Below are 21,666 nucleotides of genomic sequence, written 5' to 3'. Positions count from 1 at the left end.
CAATGCAGCGTCTAGCCATTTAACATAAAAGGAAGTAAAGAGAGGTCAAGAACTATGATTACTACCCGTACAGCCAAACAATGCGGACAGGCAGACTACGGCTGGCTGCAGGCCCGTTATACCTTCTCCTTTGGACACTATTTTGATCCTAAACTGCTGGGTTATGCCTCGCTGCGTGTTCTGAACCAGGAAGTTCTGGCACCGGGGGCCTCTTTCCAGCCACGTACCTATCCGAAAGTGGATATCGTCAACCTGATCCTCGAAGGGGAAGCTGAGTACCGCGACAGCGAAGGCAACCATATCCAGGCCAAAGCAGGAGAAGTGCTATTGCTCGCGACACAACCCGGGATCAGCTATAGCGAACACAATATCAGTAAAGATAAGCCGTTAACCAGAATGCAGCTCTGGCTGGATGCCTGCCCGCAGCGCGAAAATGCCTGCGTGCAGAAAGCCACGCTGAGTGCCGGTAAGCATCAGCTGCTGGCCTCGCCGGACGGTGAGCAAGGCAGCCTGCATCTGCGCCAACAGGTTTGGGTGCATCATGTTGAGCTGCAACAAGGCGAATCGCTCAGTTTTCAGTTACATGGGCCTCGCGCTTATCTGCAGTCGATCCACGGCAGATTCCATGCGGTGACGGCTGGCGCCGAAAAAGAAGCCCTCACCTGCGGCGATGGCGCATTTATTCGTGACGAAACTAACATAACGTTAGTCGCCGATACCCCGCTGCGTGCTTTGCTGATAGATTTGCCCGTATAGTCATGGAAAACAATGGAGTACGGCTATTGAGCAAGAAAAAAACAAAAAAACGCCAGCCGCAGGCTGAGCCGCAAAAACAGAATACGGCGACTTTCGGTTATGAAGAAATGCTGACAGAACTGGAAGCGATTGTGGCCGATGCCGAGCTACGGCTCGAAGATGAAGAAGCCGCCTGAAAGGCGGCTAGGAGTGATGCCGGGTGGCGGCTGCACCTTACCCGGCCTATAAATTAATGCGCTTTACTGGCCATGATCTCAATGATCTGCTTGTCGGTTTCCTGCATTGAACGACACGCCAGCGCGCACAGGTTAGTGATAGATTGCTCCACGTTATGCGCCACAATCCCTTCGTTACCCGTTACGGCAGTATCGTCCAGTGCCATCAGCACCGCTTTCCACGCCGCAGATGCGCTGGTTGAAACTTTCATCGCGCAGCTGTTTGAGGCGCCATCGCAAATCATTCCGCTCACGTCGCCAATCATGCTGCTGATCGCCATCGCAATGGTGTTGTAGCGCCCATCGACAATCCATGCCATACCCGCCGCAGCGCCCATCGCCGCCGTGGTTGCCGCGCACAGTGCGGACAAACGTGGAAGCTGATGATGGATGTAGATTGCGCTCAGGTGAGACAGCATCAGCGCACGCGCCAGTTTTTCCTCATCCGCGCCAAAGTGCTCAGCAACCACCATCACCGGAACGGTGGCGGTAATACCTTGATTACCGGAGCCGGAATTGCTCATCGCCGGTAGCGTCGCCCCGCCCATTCGCGCATCCGATGCCGCACTGGTACGGATCAGAATAGCGGTAGACAGATCGTTTGCCAGCAGGCCACGCGCGCACTGCTTCTCAAGCGTAGTCCCGATGTGCAGGCCCCAGTTGCCGCGCAGCCCTTCCTGAGACAGCGCCCCGTTCAGTTTTGCCGCATCGAGAATAAAGCGGATTGACGCAAACGGCACCGCATTCACAAACGCCAGAATCTCTTCCAGCGAGGTGTGAGACAGTACCGCCAGCGGTGATTCCTGCTCCTCTTCCTGAGTGCTCTCTTCTGTGGCGAACACCACGCCTTTGTTGGTTTCAATGCGCACAACGTTGGTATGGCCGCCAACAATGGTCACACACGCCCATCCTTCAGCGCTGTACACTTTCGCTCGGGAAAAGAGAATATCTTCGCAAGGCTCCTGCAGCATCACCGTAACCTTCCCGGCGCTCAGCATCGCTTTGGCCTGCGCCACCGCCTCAGCCGAAGCGTCTTTCAGCACTTCCAGCCCGGCTTTGGCATTACCGCCGATCGCGCCCAGCGCGGCGGCAATCGGTAACCCCACCATGCCAGTCCCCGGAACGGTCACTCCCAGGCCATTTTTCATCAGGTTTGGCGAGACCCACGCATCAATGCGTTCAACCGCGCCTTCCAGCTCAGAGGAGGCGACGGCCGCCGCCAGAGCCAGAGAGATAGGTTCCGTGCAGCCCAGCGCGGGCTTCACTTCTTCCTGCACTGCGCGAATAAAACTATCCCATAATGGATTCAATGTAGTCTCAAACATAACAACAACCTTTGCTCAGATAACTCAGGAAAATGCCAGGAACGGAGAAACGCACAGCAGCAGGCCCGTGATAATAATCAGATACAGAGAGGCGCCTTTGTATTTGTGCAGTGCTGGAACTTTGTAGACCAGCCACGCCGGGATCAGACAACCCACCATGCCGAAGATTGGGCTACAAATAGAGGTGAAGCTCAGTACCGGCGCATTGAGCACAATTGCGCTCCAGGCCAGTAAGATGGCGAAAACCATAATGCCGCGCTGCACCAGGGTTTCATTGATTTTCTCGGCTGGCATTTTACGGCGCAGCACGTTCATCACGATCCCCTGAGTGGCTTCACGGAAGCCTAAATAGACGCCGAAGAAGGCGGTCATTACGGCAAAGATGTTCAGGATAACGCTGACGATTTTCACCCAGCCAGCGCCATCGCCGCTGATAAACTGCGCGGCAATCGCCAGAGCGGAAATGTTCTGCTCATAGGCTTTAACCGCTTCGTCATGACCCATCGCCAGCGTGAAGGAAACGGCGTAGAAAAAGACCGTAACGAACAGAATACCAAACGCGATGTTCATAGCGCGCAGCGCTTTATGACGCGCCACCTCAATGGATTTTTCGCGAGAACGATATGAGATAACCATTGGGCTCAGAGTCTGAATAAACAGAATCGAGGTCAGCGTAAACGGCAGCGTGATAATCGCGTTTTTGATCAGCAGCGCCATCGGCGGCAGCGAACCTACGTTATATAAATGCCACATCCCTACCATCGACACGCCAAGCGCCGCTACCACCAGCAGCTTGGTCAGTACCATACCGGTAGAGATTTTAAACAGCAGTTTTTCGCCGCGCGACGAGATGGCCACCAGGATACAAATCAGCACCAGGCCATAGAACGGGCTGTCGGACAGTAAGCCTTCAGTCACGCCAAACGTGTGCAGATAGGAGGCGCTGTCGTTAGTGATGGCGGTGGAATAGACGAACATCCAGATGACCAGCATTACAAAATATAATGCCCCCAACAGGATGCCCCAGTTTTTACCCAGGTAGCCGCTGATCACGCTCGGGTAGTCTTTACATTCCGGAGATTCAGCCAGCGTATTGATAAACAGACGCTGGAACAGATACATGGCAGGGTAGCCAATAATGGAGGAGAGTAAGAATACCCACAGCCCCATCAACCCTACCTGGACGGGAAGAAAAACAATCCCCGCGCCGATTGCCATACCGATACTCATAATGACCCAGCCGGTGTCCGTGCTGTCGAATTTAATGGCTTCGCGCCATTCGCTTTCGGTCATTCCCGCCCGACGCGCCGGAGCAGATGCGTCGAGTATTACGCTGCTATTCGTTGCCGTTTCCATAATTTCCCGCTCAATGTGTAGGTAGAGGTTTTTTATTTTTTTCGTACTGCTTAATGCGATACGCAGTACATAAGATGCAGGTGAGCTATTGGAGTAATGAATAAATGATACGCGCAGGATCAGAGAAAAACTTCACAAACAAACCCCTGTAATTTCTAAAAGTTAAGAAATAATTTCTCTTTTAATACCATTAAATGTATTAAATTTCTGTTTTTGAAGCAGATCACAACAAAAAATGCGCGCTAAAGTGCTAATGCTGATCAGTTAACACCTCACCTTCTGCGTTTTTTGTTAAAACAGCAAAACAGATTTAACTGGAAGTCAGAGCGTTGAAGCGATGACCCCGGTCCGGCTGAAAATCGATGAGGCGTTGACGGCTGACCGGGACTGCCCGCAGGGATGCGGGCAGAGGGGACGGCCTGCAGGGATGCAGGCTCGGCCCCGACCCGACAGGCAGACGGAATAAGACGAATAGCTCGCGCAGCGACGATTTTCCCGCCGGGAGCCTGGGATGCAAGGGAGGCGGCGGTGAGCCTCCCTTGCACGTTCACGGGTAACTGCGTTTCAGAAAAATGACAGCGCTGAGGTGAACGGAACCCTGAGTAAGAATCACTTGTTCTCCATACATGCTTAACTGAGCGAAATTACACTAAAGTGCACCTTTTCTATCATGCCAAATTGATGGATTCACTGCCGGATGGCGGCGCTTGCGCCTTATCCGGCCTACCAACGCACCCTTTCATCTCAGGTACAAACCACTTTAATCGCCAGGCCACCGCGCGAAGTTTCACGGTACTTGTCATTCATATCTTTGCCCGTTTCGTACATGGTCTCGATCACCTTATCGAGCGAAACGCGTGGCTCAGACGTCCGACGTAGCGCCATACGCGCGGCGTTAACGGCTTTTACCGCGTTGATCGCGTTGCGTTCGATGCACGGTATTTGCACCTGTCCGGCTACCGGGTCGCAGGTCAGCCCCAGGTTATGCTCCATGGCGATTTCCGCCGCAATGCATACCTGCGCAGGGCTACCGCCAAGCAACTCTGTCAGCCCGGCTGCCGCCATGGAACAGGCTACGCCAATCTCTCCCTGACACCCCACTTCGGCACCAGAAATAGAGGCATTCATCTTATACAGCGCACCTATCGCCCCAGCCGCCAGCAAATATCGGGCAATCGAGTTCGCATTCACCGGGCGGCGGAATTTATCGTAATAGGCCAGTACGGCGGGAATAATTCCGCAAGCGCCGTTGGTTGGCGCGGTAACAACCCGACACCCGGCGGCATTTTCTTCGCTCACGGCCAGCGCGAACATGTTGATCCAGTCGATAACGTTCATCGGGTCGCTGGACAGGTTGTCGCTGGAAACCAGCAGTCGCCGTAGCGCCACGGCGCGACGCGGGACGTTAAGCGGGCCCGGCAGGACACCTTCGGTGTTCATGCCGCGCTCAATCCCGGCGTGCATGACGTCCCAGATGGCGGCAAAACCAGCATCGATTTCCTCTTTGCTGCGCATTGCCAGTTCGTTTTGCATCATCAGGCCAGAAACAGACAACCCGTTGCGCTCGCACAGCTTCAGCAGTTCGCTGGCGGAATGAAAGTTGTAGGGTACGGGTGTTTCAATGTCATGCGCCTGACCAAATTGCTCCTCTTCAACGATAAAACCACCGCCGATGGAGTAATAGGTTTTACTTAGCAGTGTCTCGTTGCCGTGCCATGCGGTAATACGCATACCATTTTCATGGCGCGGCAGCGTTTCGCTATGAAAGAGAATATTTTCGTCTGGCGAGAAATCGACAATATGCGTGCCCTCAGCAACCGGCAAACGTCCGGTACGGGCCACTTCCTGAGTAAAACCAGCGATTGAATCTATATTAACGTTTTGCGGACTGTTACCGGCCAGTCCCATCATGATGGCGACGTCTGTCGCATGACCTTTGCCGGTCAGAGAGAGCGATCCATAAAGATCGACCACGATATGCGTGGTCCTGAAGAGTTCCCCGCTGCTGACCAACAGATCGATAAAGCTTTTACCTGCGTTCATTGGCCCCACGGTGTGGGAGCTGGAAGGTCCAATGCCAATCTTGAAAATATCGAATGCGCTAATCATATCCACACCCTCGGATTGCCGTTCAGTGAAGACCAGGTTTCACACTCATTAAGGATCGGGGCGATCCTGCGATCGCCCCGCAAGGGATTACAGCGTATCGCCACGCACGGCGATGGCTTCAATCTCCAGCTTCACATCCTTTGGTAAGCGGGCGACCTGTACGCAGCTGCGCGTAGGGTAGATTGCCTTGTGCTCATCAAAAAACTGCTGGTACACCTGGTTAATGGTGGCGAAGTCGCTCAGATCGGAAACGAAAACGGTGGTTTTGACGATATCGCTCACCTTCAAACCGGCGGACTCGACGATCGCTTTCACGTTTTCCAGGCTTTGACGCGCCTGATCGGCCACGTGCTCTGCCACTTCACCGGTCTGTGGACACACCGGAATCTGACCTGAGGTCAACACCATACTGCCCAGATCCACACCCTGTACGTAAGGTCCAATCGCCCCTGGCGCACATTCGGTTGCAATAACTTTTCTCATAACCCCTCCGGCGTTACAGCGCCTGGGTGAAAGTACGTGAAATAACGTCCTGCTGCTGTTCGCGGGTCAGCGCGTTGAAGCGCACCGCATAACCAGACACGCGGATCGTCAGGTTCGGATAGTTTTCCGGGTGCTCAATGGCATCCATCAACATTTCACGGTTCATAACGTTAACGTTCAGATGCTGCCCACCTTCCACATGCGCTTCATGGTGGAAGTAACCATCCAGCAGCCCGACCAGGTTGGTTTTACGCACGCTATCTTCTTTGCCCAGCGCAGCCGGCACAATGGAGAAGGTGTACGAAATACCGTCTTTGGCATAGGTAAACGGCAGTTTGGCGACCGAGGTTAACGACGCCACCGCACCTTTGCGATCGCGGCCGTGCATCGGGTTCGCCCCTGGCGCAAACGGCGTGCCTGCGCGACGTCCATCCGGCGTGTTACCGGTTTTCTGGCCGTACACCACGTTGGAGGTGATGGTCAGAATGGACTGCGTCGGCACCGCATTACGGTAGGTCGGCAACACCTTAATTTTCTTCATAAAGCGTTCGACCAGGTCGCAGGCAATACTGTCTACGCGCTCGTCGTTGTTGCCGTATTGCGGATAGTCGCCTTCGATTTCAAAATCAACCGCCAGACCGTTTTCATCACGAATCGGTTTCACGCGGGCGTATTTGATAGCCGACAGTGAATCCGCCGCTACGGACAGCCCCGCCATACCACAGGCCATCGTGCGATAAACATCACGATCGTGCAGCGCCATCAGCGAAGCTTCGTAGCTGTACTTGTCGTGCATGTAGTGGATGATGTTCAGCGCGCTGATGTACTGCACGGCCAGCCAGTCCATAAAGTGGTCCAGGCTCTCCATCACCGTGTCGTAATCCAGCACTTCATCCATTAGCGGCGCCGTTTTCGGCCCGACCTGGATTTTCAGCTTCTCATCCACACCGCCGTTGATTGCGTACAGCAACGTTTTGGCGAGGTTGGCGCGCGCGCCAAAGAACTGCATTTGCTTGCCGATAACCATCGGGCTTACGCAGCAGGCAATGGCATAGTCATCGCTGTTAAAGTCAGTACGCATCAGATCATCGTTTTCGTACTGTAAAGACGAGGTGATGATGGACACCTGAGCGGCATATTTTTTGAAGGCAATCGGTAGCTGCTCGGACCACAGTACCGTCAGGTTCGGCTCAGGCGCCGGCCCCATGGTGTGCAGCGTATGCAGGTAGCGGAACGAGTTTTTGGTCACCAGCGTACGGCCATCCAGCCCCATACCGCCGATAACTTCGGTTGCCCAGATAGGGTCGCCTGAGAACAGGGTGTCGAATTCCGGCGTACGCAGGAAGCGCACCATACGGATCTTCATAATGAAGTGATCGATCAGTTCCTGCGCCTGCTGTTCGTTTAAAATTCCCGCTTTGAAGTCGCGCTCAATGTAGATGTCGAGGAACGATGCGGTACGGCCCAGCGACATGGCGCCGCCGTTCTGCGATTTCACCGCAGCCAGATAAGCAAAGTACACCCACTGTACCGCTTCCTGCGCATTTCGCGCCGGACGGGAGATATCGCAGCCATACTTCGCCGCCATTTCCTGCATTTGCAGCAGAGCGCGACGGTGTTCAGACAGCTCTTCACGCAGACGAATCGTGGCTTCAAGATTCTGCCCCCACTCCAGATTCGACTGAAGATCGGCAAACTGCAGTTCACGCTCACGCACCAGATAGCGGATACCGTACAGCGCGACGCGACGGTAGTCACCGATGATACGGCCACGACCATAGCCGTCCGGCAGACCGGTCAGTACGCCGGATTTACGGCAACGCAGCATATCCGGGGAATAAGCATCGAATACCCCCTGGTTGTGGGTCTTACGCAGGTCAGTAAACAGGTATTCAAAATTAGCGTCCATCTCACGACCATAAGCCTCAAAAGAGCTTTTGATCATGTTGATGCCGCCAAACGGATGCAGGGCGCGCTTGAGCGGCGCATCCGTTTGCAGACCGACGATTTTTTCCAGTTCTTGTTCAATATAACCGGCGTCATGCGCGGTTATCGTAGTGGCAATATTGGTATCGAAATCAACCGGCGCATGGGTCGAGTTTTCAATACGGATGCCCGCCATAACTTTTTCCCACAACGCCGTGGTTGCTGGCGTTGCTTCGGCGAGGAAAGATTCATCCCCTTCATAAGGCGTGTAGTTGTGCTGAATAAAATCACGGACATTAATTTCTTCTTTCCAGTCCGTACCTTTAAAGCCTTTCCAGGCTTCGGCATACAGCATATCGCTGGTATCGATATTTACCTTCATGAAAAATAATCTCTCTGCTGAAAATTAATTATGCAAATGCTACTGGGATATTAATTTTGCCTAACGCAATGGCATCACGAGCAATCATTTTCTCTTCATTTGTGGGAATAACCGCACAAATAACACGAGCATCCTTATTAGAGATAATTCTTTCGCCATGGGAATTTGGCAGACTATTCATCTCGCTATCGATATTTACACCTAAAACGGCCAAATGCTCGATAACCAAACGGCGAATTAATACTGAGTTCTCACCGATTCCGCCGGTGAAAATAATGCCATCAAGACGATGCAGCGATGCGGCATGTCCGGCGATATGACGCGCAATACGATGCACAAACGTTTTAATCGCCAGTTGCGCGCGCTCATGCCCTTCGTGCCAGGCTTTTTCTAACGTACGTAAGTCAGAGGACAGACCGGAAATACCCAGCAACCCGGACTCTTTATTCACTACGCGCTCAAGGTCGCCGAGCGTCTGGTTGGTTTCAGCGGCAATCCACGCCATCGCGCCGAAATCTACGTCGCCGCTGCGTGTGCCCATCATCAGCCCTTCCAGCGGCGTCATGCCCATCGAGGTATCAACGCTCTGCCCGTTACGTACCGCACAGATAGACGCGCCGTTGCCCAGATGCGCCACAACCAGACCAGAATCATCATTCTGCAGATCCAGAAGTTCATGCGCCCGTTGAGAAACATAGCGATGCGACGTGCCGTGGAAACCGTAACGACGAACGCCTAACTCCTCAAAATATTTCCACGGTAAACCGTACAGATAGGCTTCTGGGGCCATCGTCTGGTGGAAGCTGGTATCAAATACCGCGACCTGCTGCACGCCTGGGAAAAGATGCTGAGCAGATTCAATCCCGCTCAGGTTCGCATAATTATGTAGCGGTGCTAATGGCGATACCCGGCGAATATTGTCGATAACTTCCTCAGTAATAATTGCTGATTCGGTAAAGATATTTCCGCCGTGGGCAATGCGGTGGCCAATTAAGGCCACGCTGTCCATTAAATTACGTTTTTCCAGTTCAACGGCAATCGCTTTTAATGCGTCTTCGTAGCTGTGGTGAGCCAGCTTAGCTGGCTCTCCTCCATTAATTGCTATGAACGCATTTTCAGAGTTAATACCGTCTGCAATTCCCGCCATTAAAACTTCACAGTTTGCTGCATCGAGCACTGAGAATTTAATGGAAGATGAACCACAGTTAATAACCAGTACTACCGGAAACTCATTCATTTCACTACTCCGCTCATCCTGAGCTTAAGGATTAAAACAGTTTGTAGACAATGTTCAGGATGGTCAGCAGACCAATCACGGTAACAAACACGTTATCCAGACGGCCACGGTATTTCGCCAGTGATGGCGCTTTACGGATGGCATACATCGGCAGCAGGCAGAGCAGAGAGGCAATAATCGGCGCGCCCATTGCTTCAATCAGGTCCAGGATGTTCGGGTTGGCGTATGCCACAACCCAGGTGGAACCCATGATGAAGATCATGCTGATGGTGTTGAGCTTGCCCATGGAAACTTTGGTTTTATCGCCTTTGTAACCAAACTTCAGCACCAGACCGTTCAGACCTTCCAGCGTCCCCAGATAGTGGCCGAAGAAAGATTTGAAGATAGCAACCAGGGCGATGATTGAAGCACCGTATTCCAGAATGGTGGCGAAGGTAGACTTCGTACCGGACAGTGAAGCGAAGTGGTTCGCCAGGTAAGACAGCACTGGAATGTTTTGCGCTTTCGCATCCGCCATGTTTGCCGGAGAGAGCGTGAACAGGCAGCTAAAGGCGAAGAACATTACCACCGCAACCATCAGCATACTGGCGCGGGAGATGATTTTAGAACATTTCTGCTCGGTGAATTCGCGACCATAATCTTTCTCATACTCTTCGCGTTTAGAGACGACGAAGGAAGAAACGATTGGCGAGAAGTTGAAAGAGAACACCATGATGGAAATACCCAGCCATACGGTAACCAGGATGCCGTCATGGCCAGTCAGGGCGATATTGCTGATATCAACCTGATCGATAACCGCAGAGTTCCAGTAAGGAATCAGTGACAGAGAGATAAGCACCAGGCTGGCAATGAACGGCCATACCAGATAGCTCATCACTTTAACCATCAGATCTTTACCAAACCAGATGACGAATGCCATCAGCAGCAACAGGAACAGCGCCACGAAGCCACGGTTTAGCGCGGGCATCTGCAGCTGGTTTTCCCAGAAGGTCATAAAGGTGTTGGTAATGGTGACGCCATAAATCCACAGCAGCGGACAAATCGCAAAGAAGTAGAGGAACGTGATTACCACGCCGCCCGTTTTACCAAAGTGCTCTTCAACCGTTTCTGTGATGTTACCGGAAGGGTTAGAACCGGAAAGACACAGGCGTGCCAGCGCACGGTGGCAATAGAAAGCGATGGGGTATGCTAACACCAGCATGATCAGAATGGGGATCAGTCCGCCAAAACCTGCGCGGATAGGGAAGAACAGCACCCCTGCGCCGATGGCTGTACCAAATAAACCCAGTGTCCAGGTGGTGTCCGATTTGCGCCAGGACGACTGCTTTGTCTGGCTGGATACAATGCTATCAGTAGTACTCATATCCTATCCTCAACGAAGTATATTAAGCGTCAACTAAACCAGTAATTTGAGATACACGAGAAAGATCGATATTACCGCCAGAAATAATGCTGACTGTTTTTCTGTTCTGGATATAGCTATCTAATTTCCCGCTTAATAATGCTGCGCATGCCAGCGCACCGGCACCTTCAGTCACAACTTTATTTCGCTGAATTAATGCCACCATGCTGTTGCGAATTTCATCTTCGCTGACCAGGACAATGTCATCTACCAACTCACGAACGATTTCATACGTTAAAGTACCCGGGCGGGAGACGTCACAACCATCCGCCAGGGTGCCGGTCGTTCGGTGCGTGGTTATTTCTCCAGCGCGGAAAGAAGCCGCCATGCCGTGAACGTTTTCAGACTGTACGCCAATAATTTTAATGGTCGGGTTAATAGATTTAATTGCCACTGCAATACCTGCAATCAGTCCGCCGCCGCCAATTGGCACAATCACGTTATCGACATCGTACAGATCTTCGAGAATTTCCAGACCAATAGTGCCCTGACCGGCAATGACTTTCGGGTCATCATATGGCGGAATAAAGATACGGCCTTCCGTTTCCACAATCTCGCTCACCTTCGCGATGGTGTCGTTGAAGTTGTCGCCGTGCAGCACAACTTCTGCGGAATAATCGCAGGTTGCCGCCACTTTAGACTTCGGCGCGCCTTTCGGCATCACCACTTTGCCGTCAATTCCGAGCATGGCGCAGGAGAGAGAAACCCCTTGCGCATGGTTCCCTGCAGAGCAAGCCACCACGCCTTTACATCTTTCAGCTTCGGTTAATGAACTGAGCTTGTTAAAAGCGCCACGGATTTTAAATGAACCGGTACGCTGCATGTTTTCAAACTTGAGGAAAATTTCCCCTTTGCAACGTTCACTAAAATAGTTAGAGCGAGGCATTCCCGTTTTATATATTTTCCCCGCCAGTCTTTTTTTCGCTTCGAGGATATCTTCAATTGCAACTGGGAGATCGTATGTAATGTGCATTAGAACCTCTTACCTGGGTATTAAAGTAAATAGATAGCCGTAACCATTGTCAGATATAGACAGATGGCGTTGAGTCCGTGTTAAAAAAATTCAGTCTTTAATCAACTTCAACTAATTGCCTTCGTCTTCGACAATTATATGATGAATATTCCTTGGCTAATTCCACCAAAATAGATGCTGCTTTTTTAATTCGATAATTTTTCGACCACACGGCGGCATAACGCGCGACGGGTAACGTCTCTTGTACCGGGATAGTAATAAACTGGTTTGAGCCAAACGGTGTGGTCATGTCACAGGGAATTACTGTTAAGAAATCAGCATTGAGAACAAGATTATAAATGGTGACGACGGAGTCAGTATTAACGATGTTTTCACTGCTGATGCCATTATTTTGTAACGTAGTTAGAAGTTCGCGGTAGTATCCCATATTCGTTTGTGGCAACACCCACTGTTCGTTTTTCAACGCGCTCAGCGAGGTGATGCCGGTGCATGTTCGGGACTTGCTGGCAACCAGTATAAAGTCTGACTCAAAGAGCGGCTCAACATGGAGATCCTGTAGTTTCATCTCATCACTCAGCGTACCGATAGCAAAGTCGAGGCGCCCGTCACGAAGCGCGGGTAAGAACGAGGAGAGCTGCGCTTCGTACATGGAAACCTGCGCCTTCGGAAACACCTCTTTAAATTTTTTAATCATGCCGGACATGATGGTGAAGGCGATCAGTGAAGGAAAGCCAAACGACACATCAACCACTGCGTTACTCGTCATGCTGTTCATCTCATCAACCATGTTTTTCATTTCACGAGTAATGGATTCAGACCATGAGAGCATCACCTGACCTGCCTGAGTCAAGGTAACGCCGGTATTTTTACGCACCACTAACTCAATACCAAAATAAGCCTCAACATCATTAATGATTTTGCTGACCGCCGGTTGAGTTAAACCTAATTCTTTTGCAGCAGAACCGATAGAACCACTTCTAATGACTTCCTGAAAGACCACTAAGTGCTGTGTTTTAGGGAGAGAAATAGTATTCATATCGTCCTGCTCTAATAACTTTGTTGACGGCAGGAAGTTTACCAAATTAAGCAAACGAGGATATGTGCGACCACTCACAAATCCCCTTCCCTTACATTTTGTAAGATTATTATTAAATTAATAATTCCTTATTAATCATATGGATAGAAAATATCGATCTCACTTAACCCTGACTTTAATCAAAAAAAGATGGGGGGGATAACGATTTTTTATGGCTATAACGACATCATTTTTGTTGTTATTTCTTCGAACCACGAAAGGCTATATTTCAATCAATTACAGAGTAATTATCGGTAAAAATGGCGCTTAAATTTAATAAGTAATTTATCAAATATAATTATATTTTATCGTTTATGGTGTTTAAATAACGCCATGCATCACATTTTTTTGCCTTGTTTGTTTGTAAAGAAACATTATATTTATCAATATTTAAACCAATTAAAACAAACAATCACCATTAACAACATTATATTAACACTGATTTTGCGCATTTTGTCAGCAACTAATTTTGTGATGGCGATCGATTGCGCGTGATTATTCTCGGTAAAAACGTATCGCGTAGCGTTTTGTGTCGCACATCACAAAACAAGAATTATCCCGAGAGACATTTCCTCTTATAAAAGAAGTCCGGAATATTAATAAGAACGAAATAAAGATTAGATGAATGGGAAATAAACGCCAGATTCGTGGTAAACCAGGCGCAACGCCATAAGGCATGACCATCTGTCCTGAAAGCAAAAACCCCGCCGAAGCGGGGTTTTATAAAGAGTGAAGCTGACCGATAAGCCGGGTTCTGTCGTGGACAGTCATTCATCTAGGCCAGCAATCGCTCACTGGCTCAAGCAGCCTACCCGGGTTCAGTACGGGCCGTACCTTGTGAACCCCTATTTGGCCTTGCTCCGGGTGGAGTTTACCGTGCCACGGACTGTTACCAGCCGCGCGGTGCGCTCTTACCGCACCCTTTCACCCTTACCTGATCCCACTTACGTGGGCCATCGGCGGTTTGCTCTCTGTTGCACTGGTCGTGGGTTTCCCCCCCAGGCGTTACCTGGCACCCTGCCCTATGGAGCCCGGACTTTCCTCCCCTCCGCCCGTCTCCCCCGAAGAGGACGACGACGAAGCGGCGACTGTCTGGTCAGCTTCGGCGCGCAGTATAGAGGGTTTGCGGGGCAATGTCACCCCGCACTGCGCATTCCTATCGCCAGCGTGGCGGCAATGTTCCTTGAAGCACGATAAATATTATCAAATGCCCCACGGAACGCCTCTTCCAGTGTGCTGATACTGGTCAATACGCTAAACACCGCGTCGATACCATATTGATGCACCACCGCCACATCATGCGTCAGGCTGCCGCCAATACCAATCACTGGCTTGTGGTACTTCTTCGCGACATTCGCCACACCTACCGGCACTTTGCCGTGAATACTCTGGCTGTCGATCCGCCCCTCGCCAGTCACTACCAGCGTGCAATCGTGAATATGTTCTTCCAGATTAAGCGCCTGAGTCACAATCTCTATCCCACTGCGCAGATCCGCGCCTAAAAAAGCCATTAACGCTGCGCCCATCCCACCAGCCGCACCGGCGCCGGGAACGTCCTTCACGTCGACCCGCAGCGATTTTTTAATGATGTCAGCATAGTGAGACAGATTACGGTCCAGTTCGAGAATACGTTCTTCCGTTGCCCCTTTCTGCGGGCCAAAGATACGTGAAGCGCCAGTGTCGCCGGTGAGTGGATTGGTCACATCACAGGCTACGCGAATTGAACAGGTTTTTAAGCGAGGATCCAGGCCCGAGATATCGATGGCGTTCAGACTCATCAGGCTACCACCGCCGTAGCCAATGTCAGTCCCGTTGGCATCACAGAGTTTCGCCCCCAGCGCCTGCGCCATACCTGCGCCGCCGTCGTTGGTCGCGCTACCGCCAATGCCGATAATGATGCTTTGTGCGCCGCTGTTCAGCGCCTGCAAAATCAACTCCCCGGTACCGCGCGACGTAGTGACTAACGGATTGCGCTTTTCAGGAGGAACCAGCGCCAGACCACTGGCTGCCGCCATTTCGATAAACGCGGTTTTACCGTCCCCGGACATGCCCCAGCAGGCATTCACTTTTTCGCCCAGCGGCCCCGTCACCCACGCGGAATGTTCACTCCCCTGCGTGGCGGCAATCATGGCTTCGACCGTTCCTTCGCCGCCGTCGGCAACCGGAACAGACACATATTGCGCATCGGGGAAAATTTCCCGAAATCCTTTTTCTATTGCCTGAGCCACCTCGGTGGCAGAAAGGCTTTCTTTATAAGAGTCTGGGGCAATTACGATTTTCATAGTTATGTAGCCTGAAAGTGCCGCGCAAGGCAAGAAATACAGGGCGCGCATCCGCGCCCTTCTTGTTAGCGAGTGACTTCCACTTTCGCCAGTTTTTCGTAGTAGCAGGCGAGCGCGCTATGATCGGCGGTGCCCAACCCATCTGCGCGTAGCGCCTGCATCATCTCCATGACAGCAGCCGTCAGCGGCAACTGAGCGCCAACGCCATGCGAGGTATCCAGCGCATTGGCCAGATCTTTAATATGCAAGTCAATGCGGAAACCCGGTTTGAAGTTGCGGTCCATCACCATCGGTGCTTTCGCATCCAGTACGGTGCTGCCCGCCAGTCCGCCACGAATGGCCTGATACACCAGATCCGGATTCACGCCCGCTTTAGTCGCCAGCGTCAGCGCTTCAGACATCGCCGCAATGTTTAGCGCCACAATCACCTGATTAGCCAGCTTGGTCACGTTGCCTGCGCCAATCTCGCCGGTATGCACCACGGAACCCGCCATCGCTTTCAGCAGATCGTAGTACTTGTCGAAAATCGCTTTATCGCCGCCGACCATCACCGACAACGTACCGTCAATCGCTTTTGGCTCGCCGCCGCTGACCGGCGCATCCAGCATATCCACACCTTTCGCTTTCAGCGCCTCGCTGATTTCACGGCTGGCTAACGGTGCGATGGAACTCATGTCGATCAGTACCGTCCCCGGTTTCGCCCCTTCAATGATGCCGCCTTCGCCCAGCGCCACCTCTTTCACGTGCGGAGAGTTCGGCAGCATGGTGATGATCACATCACACTGCTCGGCAATGTCTTTCGCCGTGGCGGCGGTTTCTGCGCCTGCGGCAATCACGTCCGCAATGGATTCCGGGTTACGGTCAGCAACCACCAGCGAGTAACCTGCCTTGAGGAGGTTTTTACTCATTGGTTTACCCATGATACCGAGGCCAATAAAACCAACTTTCATTGTCATGTCTTTATCTCTCTCTACTGTCGATGGTGGTTATTTCTTAAAAGAATCAGCCAGTTTCTGCGTGGCTGAACGGAACACGCCAAGGTCGCTGCCGACGGCAACAAACGTCGCGCCCCACTCCAGATAACGCCGCGCATCCGCCTCTACCGGGGCCAGAATGCCGCTGGGTTTGCCGTGGGCTTTCGCGCGGGCGAAAATGTGCTGGATAGCTTTCTGCACATCGGGATGGGACGCATTGCCGAGGTGGCCTAACGCCGCGGCCAGATCGCTGGGGCCGACGAAGATACCGTCAACGCCTTCGGTCGCCGCGATTGCATCAACGTTATCAACGCCCTGCTGACTTTCGATCTGCACGATGATGGTGATGTTCTTATTCGACTGCGCAAAATAGTCCGGCACGGTGCCAAACATATTGGCGCGGTGGGATACGGACACGCCGCGAATACCTTCCGGTGGATAGCGGGTTGACGCCACCGCGTTCACCGCCTCTTCTTCGGTCTCAACAAACGGGATCAGGAAGTTGTAAAACCCGATATCCAGCAGACGCTTAATGATCACCGGCTCGTTGGTCGGCACCCGTACCACCGGCGCGCTGGCGCTACCTTTAAGCGCCATCAATTGCGGGATAAACGTCGAGATATCGTTCGGCGCATGTTCGCCGTCCAGCACCAGCCAGTCGAAACCCGCCAGACCTAAAACTTCAGTGCTGATTGGACTGGCTAATGCAGACCAGCAGCCAATCTGAATCTGCTGCGCCGCGAGGGCCGCTTTAAACTTATTCGGGAAAATCGTGTTATTCATCGCCTATACCTTTGTTTATTTCTGCAATTCCATACGTTTAATGTCACCGACAATAAACAGGTAGCAAACCATTGCCATCAGCGCTGAGCACCCTACAAACATCAGCGCGGCAGTAAATGAGTGCAACTCGCTCACCAGATACCCAATCACCAACGGAGTAACAATGGAGGCCACGTTGCCAAATACGTTAAATACGCCACCACACAGACCGACAATCTCTTTCGGCGCGGTATCGGAAATCACCGGCCAGCCCAACGCCCCGAAGCCTTTGCCGAAGAACGCCAGCGCCATCAGCGCGACTACCAGAGCGGTGTTATCGGTGTAGTTACACAGAATAATGGTCGATGCGAGCAGCATGCCGAGCACAATCGGCAGCTTACGCGCCAGGGTGATGCTGGAGCCACGTTTAATCAGATAATCAGAGAACACCCCACCCAGCACACCGCCAATGAATCCACATAGCGCCGGAATAGACGCCACCAGACCAACTTTGAGGATCGACATACCTTTTTCCTGTACCAGGTAAATCGGGAACCAGGTAAGGAAAAACCAGGTAATTGTGTTAATAAAATACTGTCCGAAGAACACGCCAAGCATCATACGGTTGGTCAGCAACTGCTTGATATAATGCAGCTTAGGACCACCTGACTTCACATCGCCCGGCTTCTTATGGTCCATATCCACGACCGCGCCGTTTTCAGAGATAAACTTCAGTTCTTCTTGCGACATACGCGGGTGATCGGTTGGGTTATGAATAAACTTTACCCATAGCCCGGTGAGCACAAAACCAATCGCCCCCATCACGGTAAAGACGTGCTCCCAGCCCCAGGCGAAGGTCAGCCAGCCGAGCAGCGGCGAAAACAGCGCCAGGGAAAAATACTGTGCGGAGTTAAAAATCGCGGATGCCGTACCGCGCTCTTTGGTCGGGAACCAGGCCGCCACGATACGGGCGTTGGCCGGGAAGGAAGGTGCTTCTGAGAAGCCCAACATAAAGCGCATGATGAACATTGAAATACCTGCCCAGGCCAGCGGGAACATGTCCACAAAGCCCTGCAGGAAGGTAAACAGCGACCAGAAGAACAGGCTCCAGGTATAGACTTTCTTCGAGCCGAACTTATCGAGCAGCCAGCCGCCGGGGATTTGCATCAGCAGGTAAGCCCAACCGAAGGCGGAAAAAATATACCCCATTGAGATGGCGCTGAGGTGCAACTCTTTCGCCACTTCCGTGCCGGCAATTGACAGCGTCGCACGGTCCGCATAGTTAACGGCAGTTACAATAAAAATTATCAGTAATATTAAATAGCGGGTATGTGTACCTTTCTTTTTCTCGACAATTGTATCCAGAATCATTCTATTTACCTCGGGCACATAAAAATGTTTTTATTATTATTTGTTAGCTATCCCTGGTGATAAATTACCGATAATAAAAACACATAATAATTTATCAGACGTTATGAAACCGTGATTTAGTATAATCAGCAGCGCAACGTTAATCATTGTGCAGACGCTCACTAATTACGCGTTGTTAAAATAATATTTTGGGCATATGCACACACGCATGGGCGCTAATGCACACATTTACTGATTAGTCCCCTTGGTGGTACGGTCCTGCTGAGTTTAAGTGATCATGATCACATTCTTAATTTTAAACTCCTGACATTCTTATTTCACGATACCCAATATTTATTACTGATAATTAGATTCAAAATATAAATATCCACACTATTATTACCACCTTGCTGGAGAATACTGGACAATGGCCGACATCGAAATCAGACAAGAATCGCCCTCGGCGTTTTATATTAAAGTTCACGCAACAGATAATGTGGCGATTATTGTCAATGACAATGGCCTGAAAGCCGGGACGCGTTTTCCGGATGGGCTGGAGCTGATTGAACATATTCCCCAGGGTCATAAAGTGGCGCTATGCGATATTCCTGTTCACGGCGAAATTGTGCGTTATGGCGAAGTGATAGGCTATGCCGTTCGCGATATCCCGCGCGGTAGCTGGATTGATGAATCCATGGTTGAGCTGCCCAAGGCCCCGCCGCTGGAGACGCTGCCGCTGGCGACCAAAGTACCGGAGCCGCTACCGCCTCTTGAGGGTTATACCTTCGAAGGCTATCGCAATGCAGACGGCAGCGTCGGCACCAAAAATCTGCTCGGCATCTCCACCAGCGTACACTGCGTAGCGGGCGTGGTGGATTATGTGGTGAAAATCATCGAGCGCGATCTGCTCCCCAAATACCCGAATGTCGATGGCGTGGTGGGGCTTAATCACCTGTACGGCTGCGGGGTGGCGATTAACGCTCCGGCCGCCATTGTGCCGATTCGCACCATCCATAATATTGCGCTGAACCCCAACTTTGGCGGTGAAGTGATGGTTATTGGCCTCGGCTGCGAAAAACTGCAACCAGAGCGACTGCTGGAAGGGACTCATGATGTAAAAAGTATCCCGGTCGACAGCGCCAGCATCGTCAGCCTGCAGGATGAAAAGCACGTCGGCTTTCAATCAATGGTTGCTGATATTTTGCAAGTGGCAGAGCGCCATCTGGCAAAGCTCAACCAACGCCAACGTGAAACCTGCCCAGCATCAGAACTGGTGGTCGGTATGCAGTGCGGCGGTAGCGATGCCTTTTCCGGCGTCACGGCCAACCCGGCGGTCGGTTATGCCTCCGACCTGTTAGTACGCTGCGGCGCGACCGTGATGTTCTCGGAAGTGACCGAAGTGCGCGATGCTATCCATCTTCTTACCCCACGCGCGATTAACGAAGAAGTAGGTAAGCGCCTGCTCGAAGAGATGGCCTGGTACGATAACTACCTGGATATGGGCAAGACTGACCGCAGCGCCAACCCTTCACCGGGCAACAAGAAAGGCGGTCTGGCAAACGTGGTGGAAAAAGCGCTGGGCTCAATCGCCAAATCAGGCAAGAGCGCCATCGTCGAAGTATTGTCGCCGGGCCAGCGCCCAACCAAACGAGGACTGATTTACGCCGCGACCCCCGCCAGCGATTTTGTCTGCGGTACACAGCAGGTTGCTTCCGGGATCACCGTGCAGGTATTCACCACCGGTCGCGGTACGCCGTACGGCCTGATGGCGGTGCCGGTGATAAAAATGGCGACGCGTACTGAGCTGGCCAATCGTTGGTTTGACCTGATGGACATCAACGCCGGTACCATCGCCACCGGAGAAGAAACCATTGAAGACGTGGGTCTGAAATTGTTCGAGTTTATTCTCGAGGTCGCCAGCGGGCGTAAGAAAACCTTCTCGGATCAGTGGGGACTGCATAATCAACTGGCGGTGTTTAACCCGGCGCCAGTGACCTGATTGCTGAAAGTGAAATTCGATTACAGGTCGGGGAGTTCGAAAACTTTCCGACCTTTTTGTCAAATACTCACCAGAACAACCTCAATCCCATGCTTACGTAATCCTTCCAGACTCTCCTCTGGAATATTTTCATCAACAATAATCATATCGATCCGCTGGGTATCAATGATCTTATGCAGACTGGAGCGATTAAACTTCGTCGAGTCGGTAACAACGATGATGCGCTCCGCGACTTCACTCATCCGGCGATTGAGACGCGCTTCATCCTCATTGTGTGTGCTAACACCACGCTCTAAGTCGATAGCATCAACGCCAAGAAACAGCATGTCGAAGTGATAATTTTGTAGCGATTGCTCAGCCTGATCGCCATAAAAGGATTGCGACTGACGACGCAAGTGACCGCCGGTCATCAGCAGCTCAACCCCTTCGGCTTCCAGTAACGCATTAGCGACATTCATACCATTGGTCATTGCAATCACATTGGTATGCTGGCGCATCAGGCGGGCAATTTCATACGTCGTGGTGCCGGAATCAAGGATCACGCGGTGCCCCGGTTTAATCAACTCTGCGGCGGCTCTGGCAATACTGCGTTTTACCGCTGTATTGAGCGAACTTTTGTCTTCAACAGAAGGCTCAACACCAGGCGTAGTGCTATCGCAAATCAGCGCCCCACCATAGGCGCGTACCGCAATCCCCTGTTTTTCCAGAAAAGCGAGGTCGTTACGAATCGTGACCGTGGAGACGCCATAAAATAAGGAAAGATCGTTAACCTGAACGCTTCCCTGCTGCCGTAACCGCTGGATGATCTGCTCGCGCCTTTCGCTGGTGCCGATAACGCGCTTGTCTGCAGAAGACTCGGTGTTACTCATAAGAAATCCTTTAGTTGTCTCTTTCGTTTTATTTCGTTTTGTCTATTAACGCCTTTCTTTTACGCGAATGCAAGCCCCACAAGCAGGGAAGAGTCGAACGGATTCACGCTGAAACCTTTCATTGCGTTTCTTTTGTGAAACAGATCGGAAAACTATTATCTTTCGTTTTATTTTTAAATCACCATGATGCA

The 21,666-nt window shown here is 51.7% G+C and carries 17 protein-coding genes and 1 other RNA gene; 3 read left to right on the top strand and 15 right to left on the bottom strand.

Annotation, left to right across the window (positions count from 1 at the left end; all coding sequences use genetic code 11):
* Positions 1-54: 54 nt before the first annotated feature.
* Both AC534G_RS03170 and AC534G_RS03165 read left to right on the top strand, forming a co-directional pair.
* On the top strand, positions 55-756 hold the full coding sequence (locus AC534G_RS03170) for a pirin family protein (protein WP_005131482.1): 702 nt from the start codon (positions 55-57) through the stop codon (positions 754-756).
* A gap of 26 nt (positions 757-782) precedes the next feature.
* On the top strand, positions 783-932 hold the full coding sequence (locus AC534G_RS03165) for a protein YhaL (protein ID WP_087856874.1): 150 nt from the start codon (positions 783-785) through the stop codon (positions 930-932).
* Between the two features lie 53 nt (positions 933-985).
* Here the strand turns inward: AC534G_RS03165 and AC534G_RS03160 are convergent, their stop codons facing one another.
* From AC534G_RS03160 to AC534G_RS03095, 14 genes are all read right to left on the bottom strand, one after another.
* On the bottom strand, positions 986-2,296 hold the full coding sequence (locus tag AC534G_RS03160; protein WP_038634094.1) for an L-cysteine desulfidase family protein: 1,311 nt from the start codon (positions 2,294-2,296) through the stop codon (positions 986-988).
* 24 nt (positions 2,297-2,320) lie between these two features.
* Positions 2,321-3,652: an SLC5/6 family protein gene (locus AC534G_RS03155; RefSeq protein WP_038634097.1), complete on the bottom strand. Its 1,332-nt coding sequence runs from the start codon at positions 3,650-3,652 to the stop codon at positions 2,321-2,323.
* A gap of 744 nt (positions 3,653-4,396) precedes the next feature.
* Positions 4,397-5,761 (bottom strand): L-serine ammonia-lyase, encoded by a 1,365-nt coding sequence (gene tdcG / locus AC534G_RS03150; protein ID WP_038634099.1) that lies wholly within the window; start codon positions 5,759-5,761, stop codon positions 4,397-4,399.
* A gap of 87 nt (positions 5,762-5,848) precedes the next feature.
* Positions 5,849-6,244, bottom strand: coding sequence for an enamine/imine deaminase (locus AC534G_RS03145; RefSeq protein WP_110496762.1), 396 nt, complete (start codon positions 6,242-6,244; stop codon positions 5,849-5,851).
* A gap of 13 nt (positions 6,245-6,257) precedes the next feature.
* Positions 6,258-8,552: a 2-ketobutyrate formate-lyase/pyruvate formate-lyase gene (gene tdcE / locus AC534G_RS03140; RefSeq protein ID WP_038634104.1), complete on the bottom strand. Its 2,295-nt coding sequence runs from the start codon at positions 8,550-8,552 to the stop codon at positions 6,258-6,260.
* Between the two features lie 28 nt (positions 8,553-8,580).
* Positions 8,581-9,789, bottom strand: coding sequence for a propionate kinase (tdcD, locus tag AC534G_RS03135; protein ID WP_038634108.1), 1,209 nt, complete (start codon positions 9,787-9,789; stop codon positions 8,581-8,583).
* 31 nt (positions 9,790-9,820) lie between these two features.
* The gene (tdcC, locus tag AC534G_RS03130; RefSeq protein WP_006687934.1) at positions 9,821-11,152 is read right to left on the bottom strand and encodes a threonine/serine transporter TdcC; all 1,332 of its coding nucleotides are present in this window, start codon (positions 11,150-11,152) and stop codon (positions 9,821-9,823) included.
* 22 nt (positions 11,153-11,174) lie between these two features.
* The gene (tdcB, locus tag AC534G_RS03125) at positions 11,175-12,164 is read right to left on the bottom strand and encodes a bifunctional threonine ammonia-lyase/L-serine ammonia-lyase TdcB (RefSeq protein WP_042311192.1); all 990 of its coding nucleotides are present in this window, start codon (positions 12,162-12,164) and stop codon (positions 11,175-11,177) included.
* Positions 12,165-12,261: 97 nt separating this feature from the next.
* Positions 12,262-13,200, bottom strand: coding sequence for a transcriptional regulator TdcA (gene tdcA / locus AC534G_RS03120; RefSeq protein ID WP_038634113.1), 939 nt, complete (start codon positions 13,198-13,200; stop codon positions 12,262-12,264).
* 766 nt (positions 13,201-13,966) lie between these two features.
* Positions 13,967-14,343: RNase P RNA component class A (gene rnpB / locus AC534G_RS03115), an RNA gene on the bottom strand.
* Positions 14,344-14,375: 32 nt separating this feature from the next.
* Positions 14,376-15,521, bottom strand: coding sequence for a glycerate 2-kinase (garK, locus tag AC534G_RS03110; protein ID WP_069324377.1), 1,146 nt, complete (start codon positions 15,519-15,521; stop codon positions 14,376-14,378).
* Between the two features lie 65 nt (positions 15,522-15,586).
* The gene (gene garR / locus AC534G_RS03105; RefSeq protein ID WP_038634119.1) at positions 15,587-16,477 is read right to left on the bottom strand and encodes a 2-hydroxy-3-oxopropionate reductase; all 891 of its coding nucleotides are present in this window, start codon (positions 16,475-16,477) and stop codon (positions 15,587-15,589) included.
* 30 nt (positions 16,478-16,507) lie between these two features.
* Entirely contained in the window at positions 16,508-17,278 is a 771-nt protein-coding gene (gene garL / locus AC534G_RS03100; protein ID WP_038634122.1) for a 2-dehydro-3-deoxyglucarate aldolase, read from the bottom strand.
* A 15-nt stretch (positions 17,279-17,293) separates the two neighbouring features.
* Complete coding sequence (locus tag AC534G_RS03095) at positions 17,294-18,628, bottom strand: MFS transporter (protein WP_110496760.1); 1,335 nt, start codon at positions 18,626-18,628, stop codon at positions 17,294-17,296.
* 406 nt (positions 18,629-19,034) lie between these two features.
* Between AC534G_RS03095 and garD the strand changes: the two genes are divergently transcribed.
* Positions 19,035-20,606, top strand: a complete 1,572-nt coding sequence (garD, locus tag AC534G_RS03090) for a galactarate dehydratase (RefSeq protein ID WP_038634129.1) — start codon at positions 19,035-19,037, stop codon at positions 20,604-20,606.
* Positions 20,607-20,665: 59 nt separating this feature from the next.
* On the opposite strand, the gene AC534G_RS03085 is transcribed toward garD, so the two are convergent.
* Entirely contained in the window at positions 20,666-21,475 is an 810-nt protein-coding gene (locus AC534G_RS03085) for a DeoR family transcriptional regulator (protein ID WP_038634132.1), read from the bottom strand.
* Positions 21,476-21,666: the final 191 nt, after the last annotated feature.

It is taken from the genome of Citrobacter sp. CRE-46 (genome assembly GCF_059615875.1).
The sequence above is the reverse complement of the archived record's forward strand: the minus strand, read 5'-3'. Positions and strand labels throughout refer to the sequence as shown.

What these genes read in the sequence shown, in the direction of transcription:
- AC534G_RS03085 (WP_038634132.1), bottom strand. Translation starts at nt 21,475, where the DNA reads ATGAGTAACACCGAGTCTTCTGCAGACAAGCGCGTTATCGGCACCAGC.
- garR (WP_038634119.1), bottom strand. Translation starts at nt 16,477, where the DNA reads ATGACAATGAAAGTTGGTTTTATTGGCCTCGGTATCATGGGTAAACCA.
- tdcC (WP_006687934.1), bottom strand. Translation starts at nt 11,152, where the DNA reads ATGAGTACTACTGATAGCATTGTATCCAGCCAGACAAAGCAGTCGTCC.
- garK (WP_069324377.1), bottom strand. Translation starts at nt 15,521, where the DNA reads ATGAAAATCGTAATTGCCCCAGACTCTTATAAAGAAAGCCTTTCTGCC.
- AC534G_RS03145 (WP_110496762.1), bottom strand. Translation starts at nt 6,244, where the DNA reads ATGAGAAAAGTTATTGCAACCGAATGTGCGCCAGGGGCGATTGGACCT.
- AC534G_RS03170 (WP_005131482.1), top strand. Translation starts at nt 55, where the DNA reads ATGATTACTACCCGTACAGCCAAACAATGCGGACAGGCAGACTACGGC.
- AC534G_RS03095 (WP_110496760.1), bottom strand. Translation starts at nt 18,628, where the DNA reads ATGATTCTGGATACAATTGTCGAGAAAAAGAAAGGTACACATACCCGC.
- tdcG (WP_038634099.1), bottom strand. Translation starts at nt 5,761, where the DNA reads ATGATTAGCGCATTCGATATTTTCAAGATTGGCATTGGACCTTCCAGC.
- garL (WP_038634122.1), bottom strand. Translation starts at nt 17,278, where the DNA reads ATGAATAACACGATTTTCCCGAATAAGTTTAAAGCGGCCCTCGCGGCG.
- tdcE (WP_038634104.1), bottom strand. Translation starts at nt 8,552, where the DNA reads ATGAAGGTAAATATCGATACCAGCGATATGCTGTATGCCGAAGCCTGG.
- tdcD (WP_038634108.1), bottom strand. Translation starts at nt 9,789, where the DNA reads ATGAATGAGTTTCCGGTAGTACTGGTTATTAACTGTGGTTCATCTTCC.
- tdcA (WP_038634113.1), bottom strand. Translation starts at nt 13,200, where the DNA reads ATGAATACTATTTCTCTCCCTAAAACACAGCACTTAGTGGTCTTTCAG.
- AC534G_RS03160 (WP_038634094.1), bottom strand. Translation starts at nt 2,296, where the DNA reads ATGTTTGAGACTACATTGAATCCATTATGGGATAGTTTTATTCGCGCA.
- AC534G_RS03155 (WP_038634097.1), bottom strand. Translation starts at nt 3,652, where the DNA reads ATGGAAACGGCAACGAATAGCAGCGTAATACTCGACGCATCTGCTCCG.
- garD (WP_038634129.1), top strand. Translation starts at nt 19,035, where the DNA reads ATGGCCGACATCGAAATCAGACAAGAATCGCCCTCGGCGTTTTATATT.
- tdcB (WP_042311192.1), bottom strand. Translation starts at nt 12,164, where the DNA reads ATGCACATTACATACGATCTCCCAGTTGCAATTGAAGATATCCTCGAA.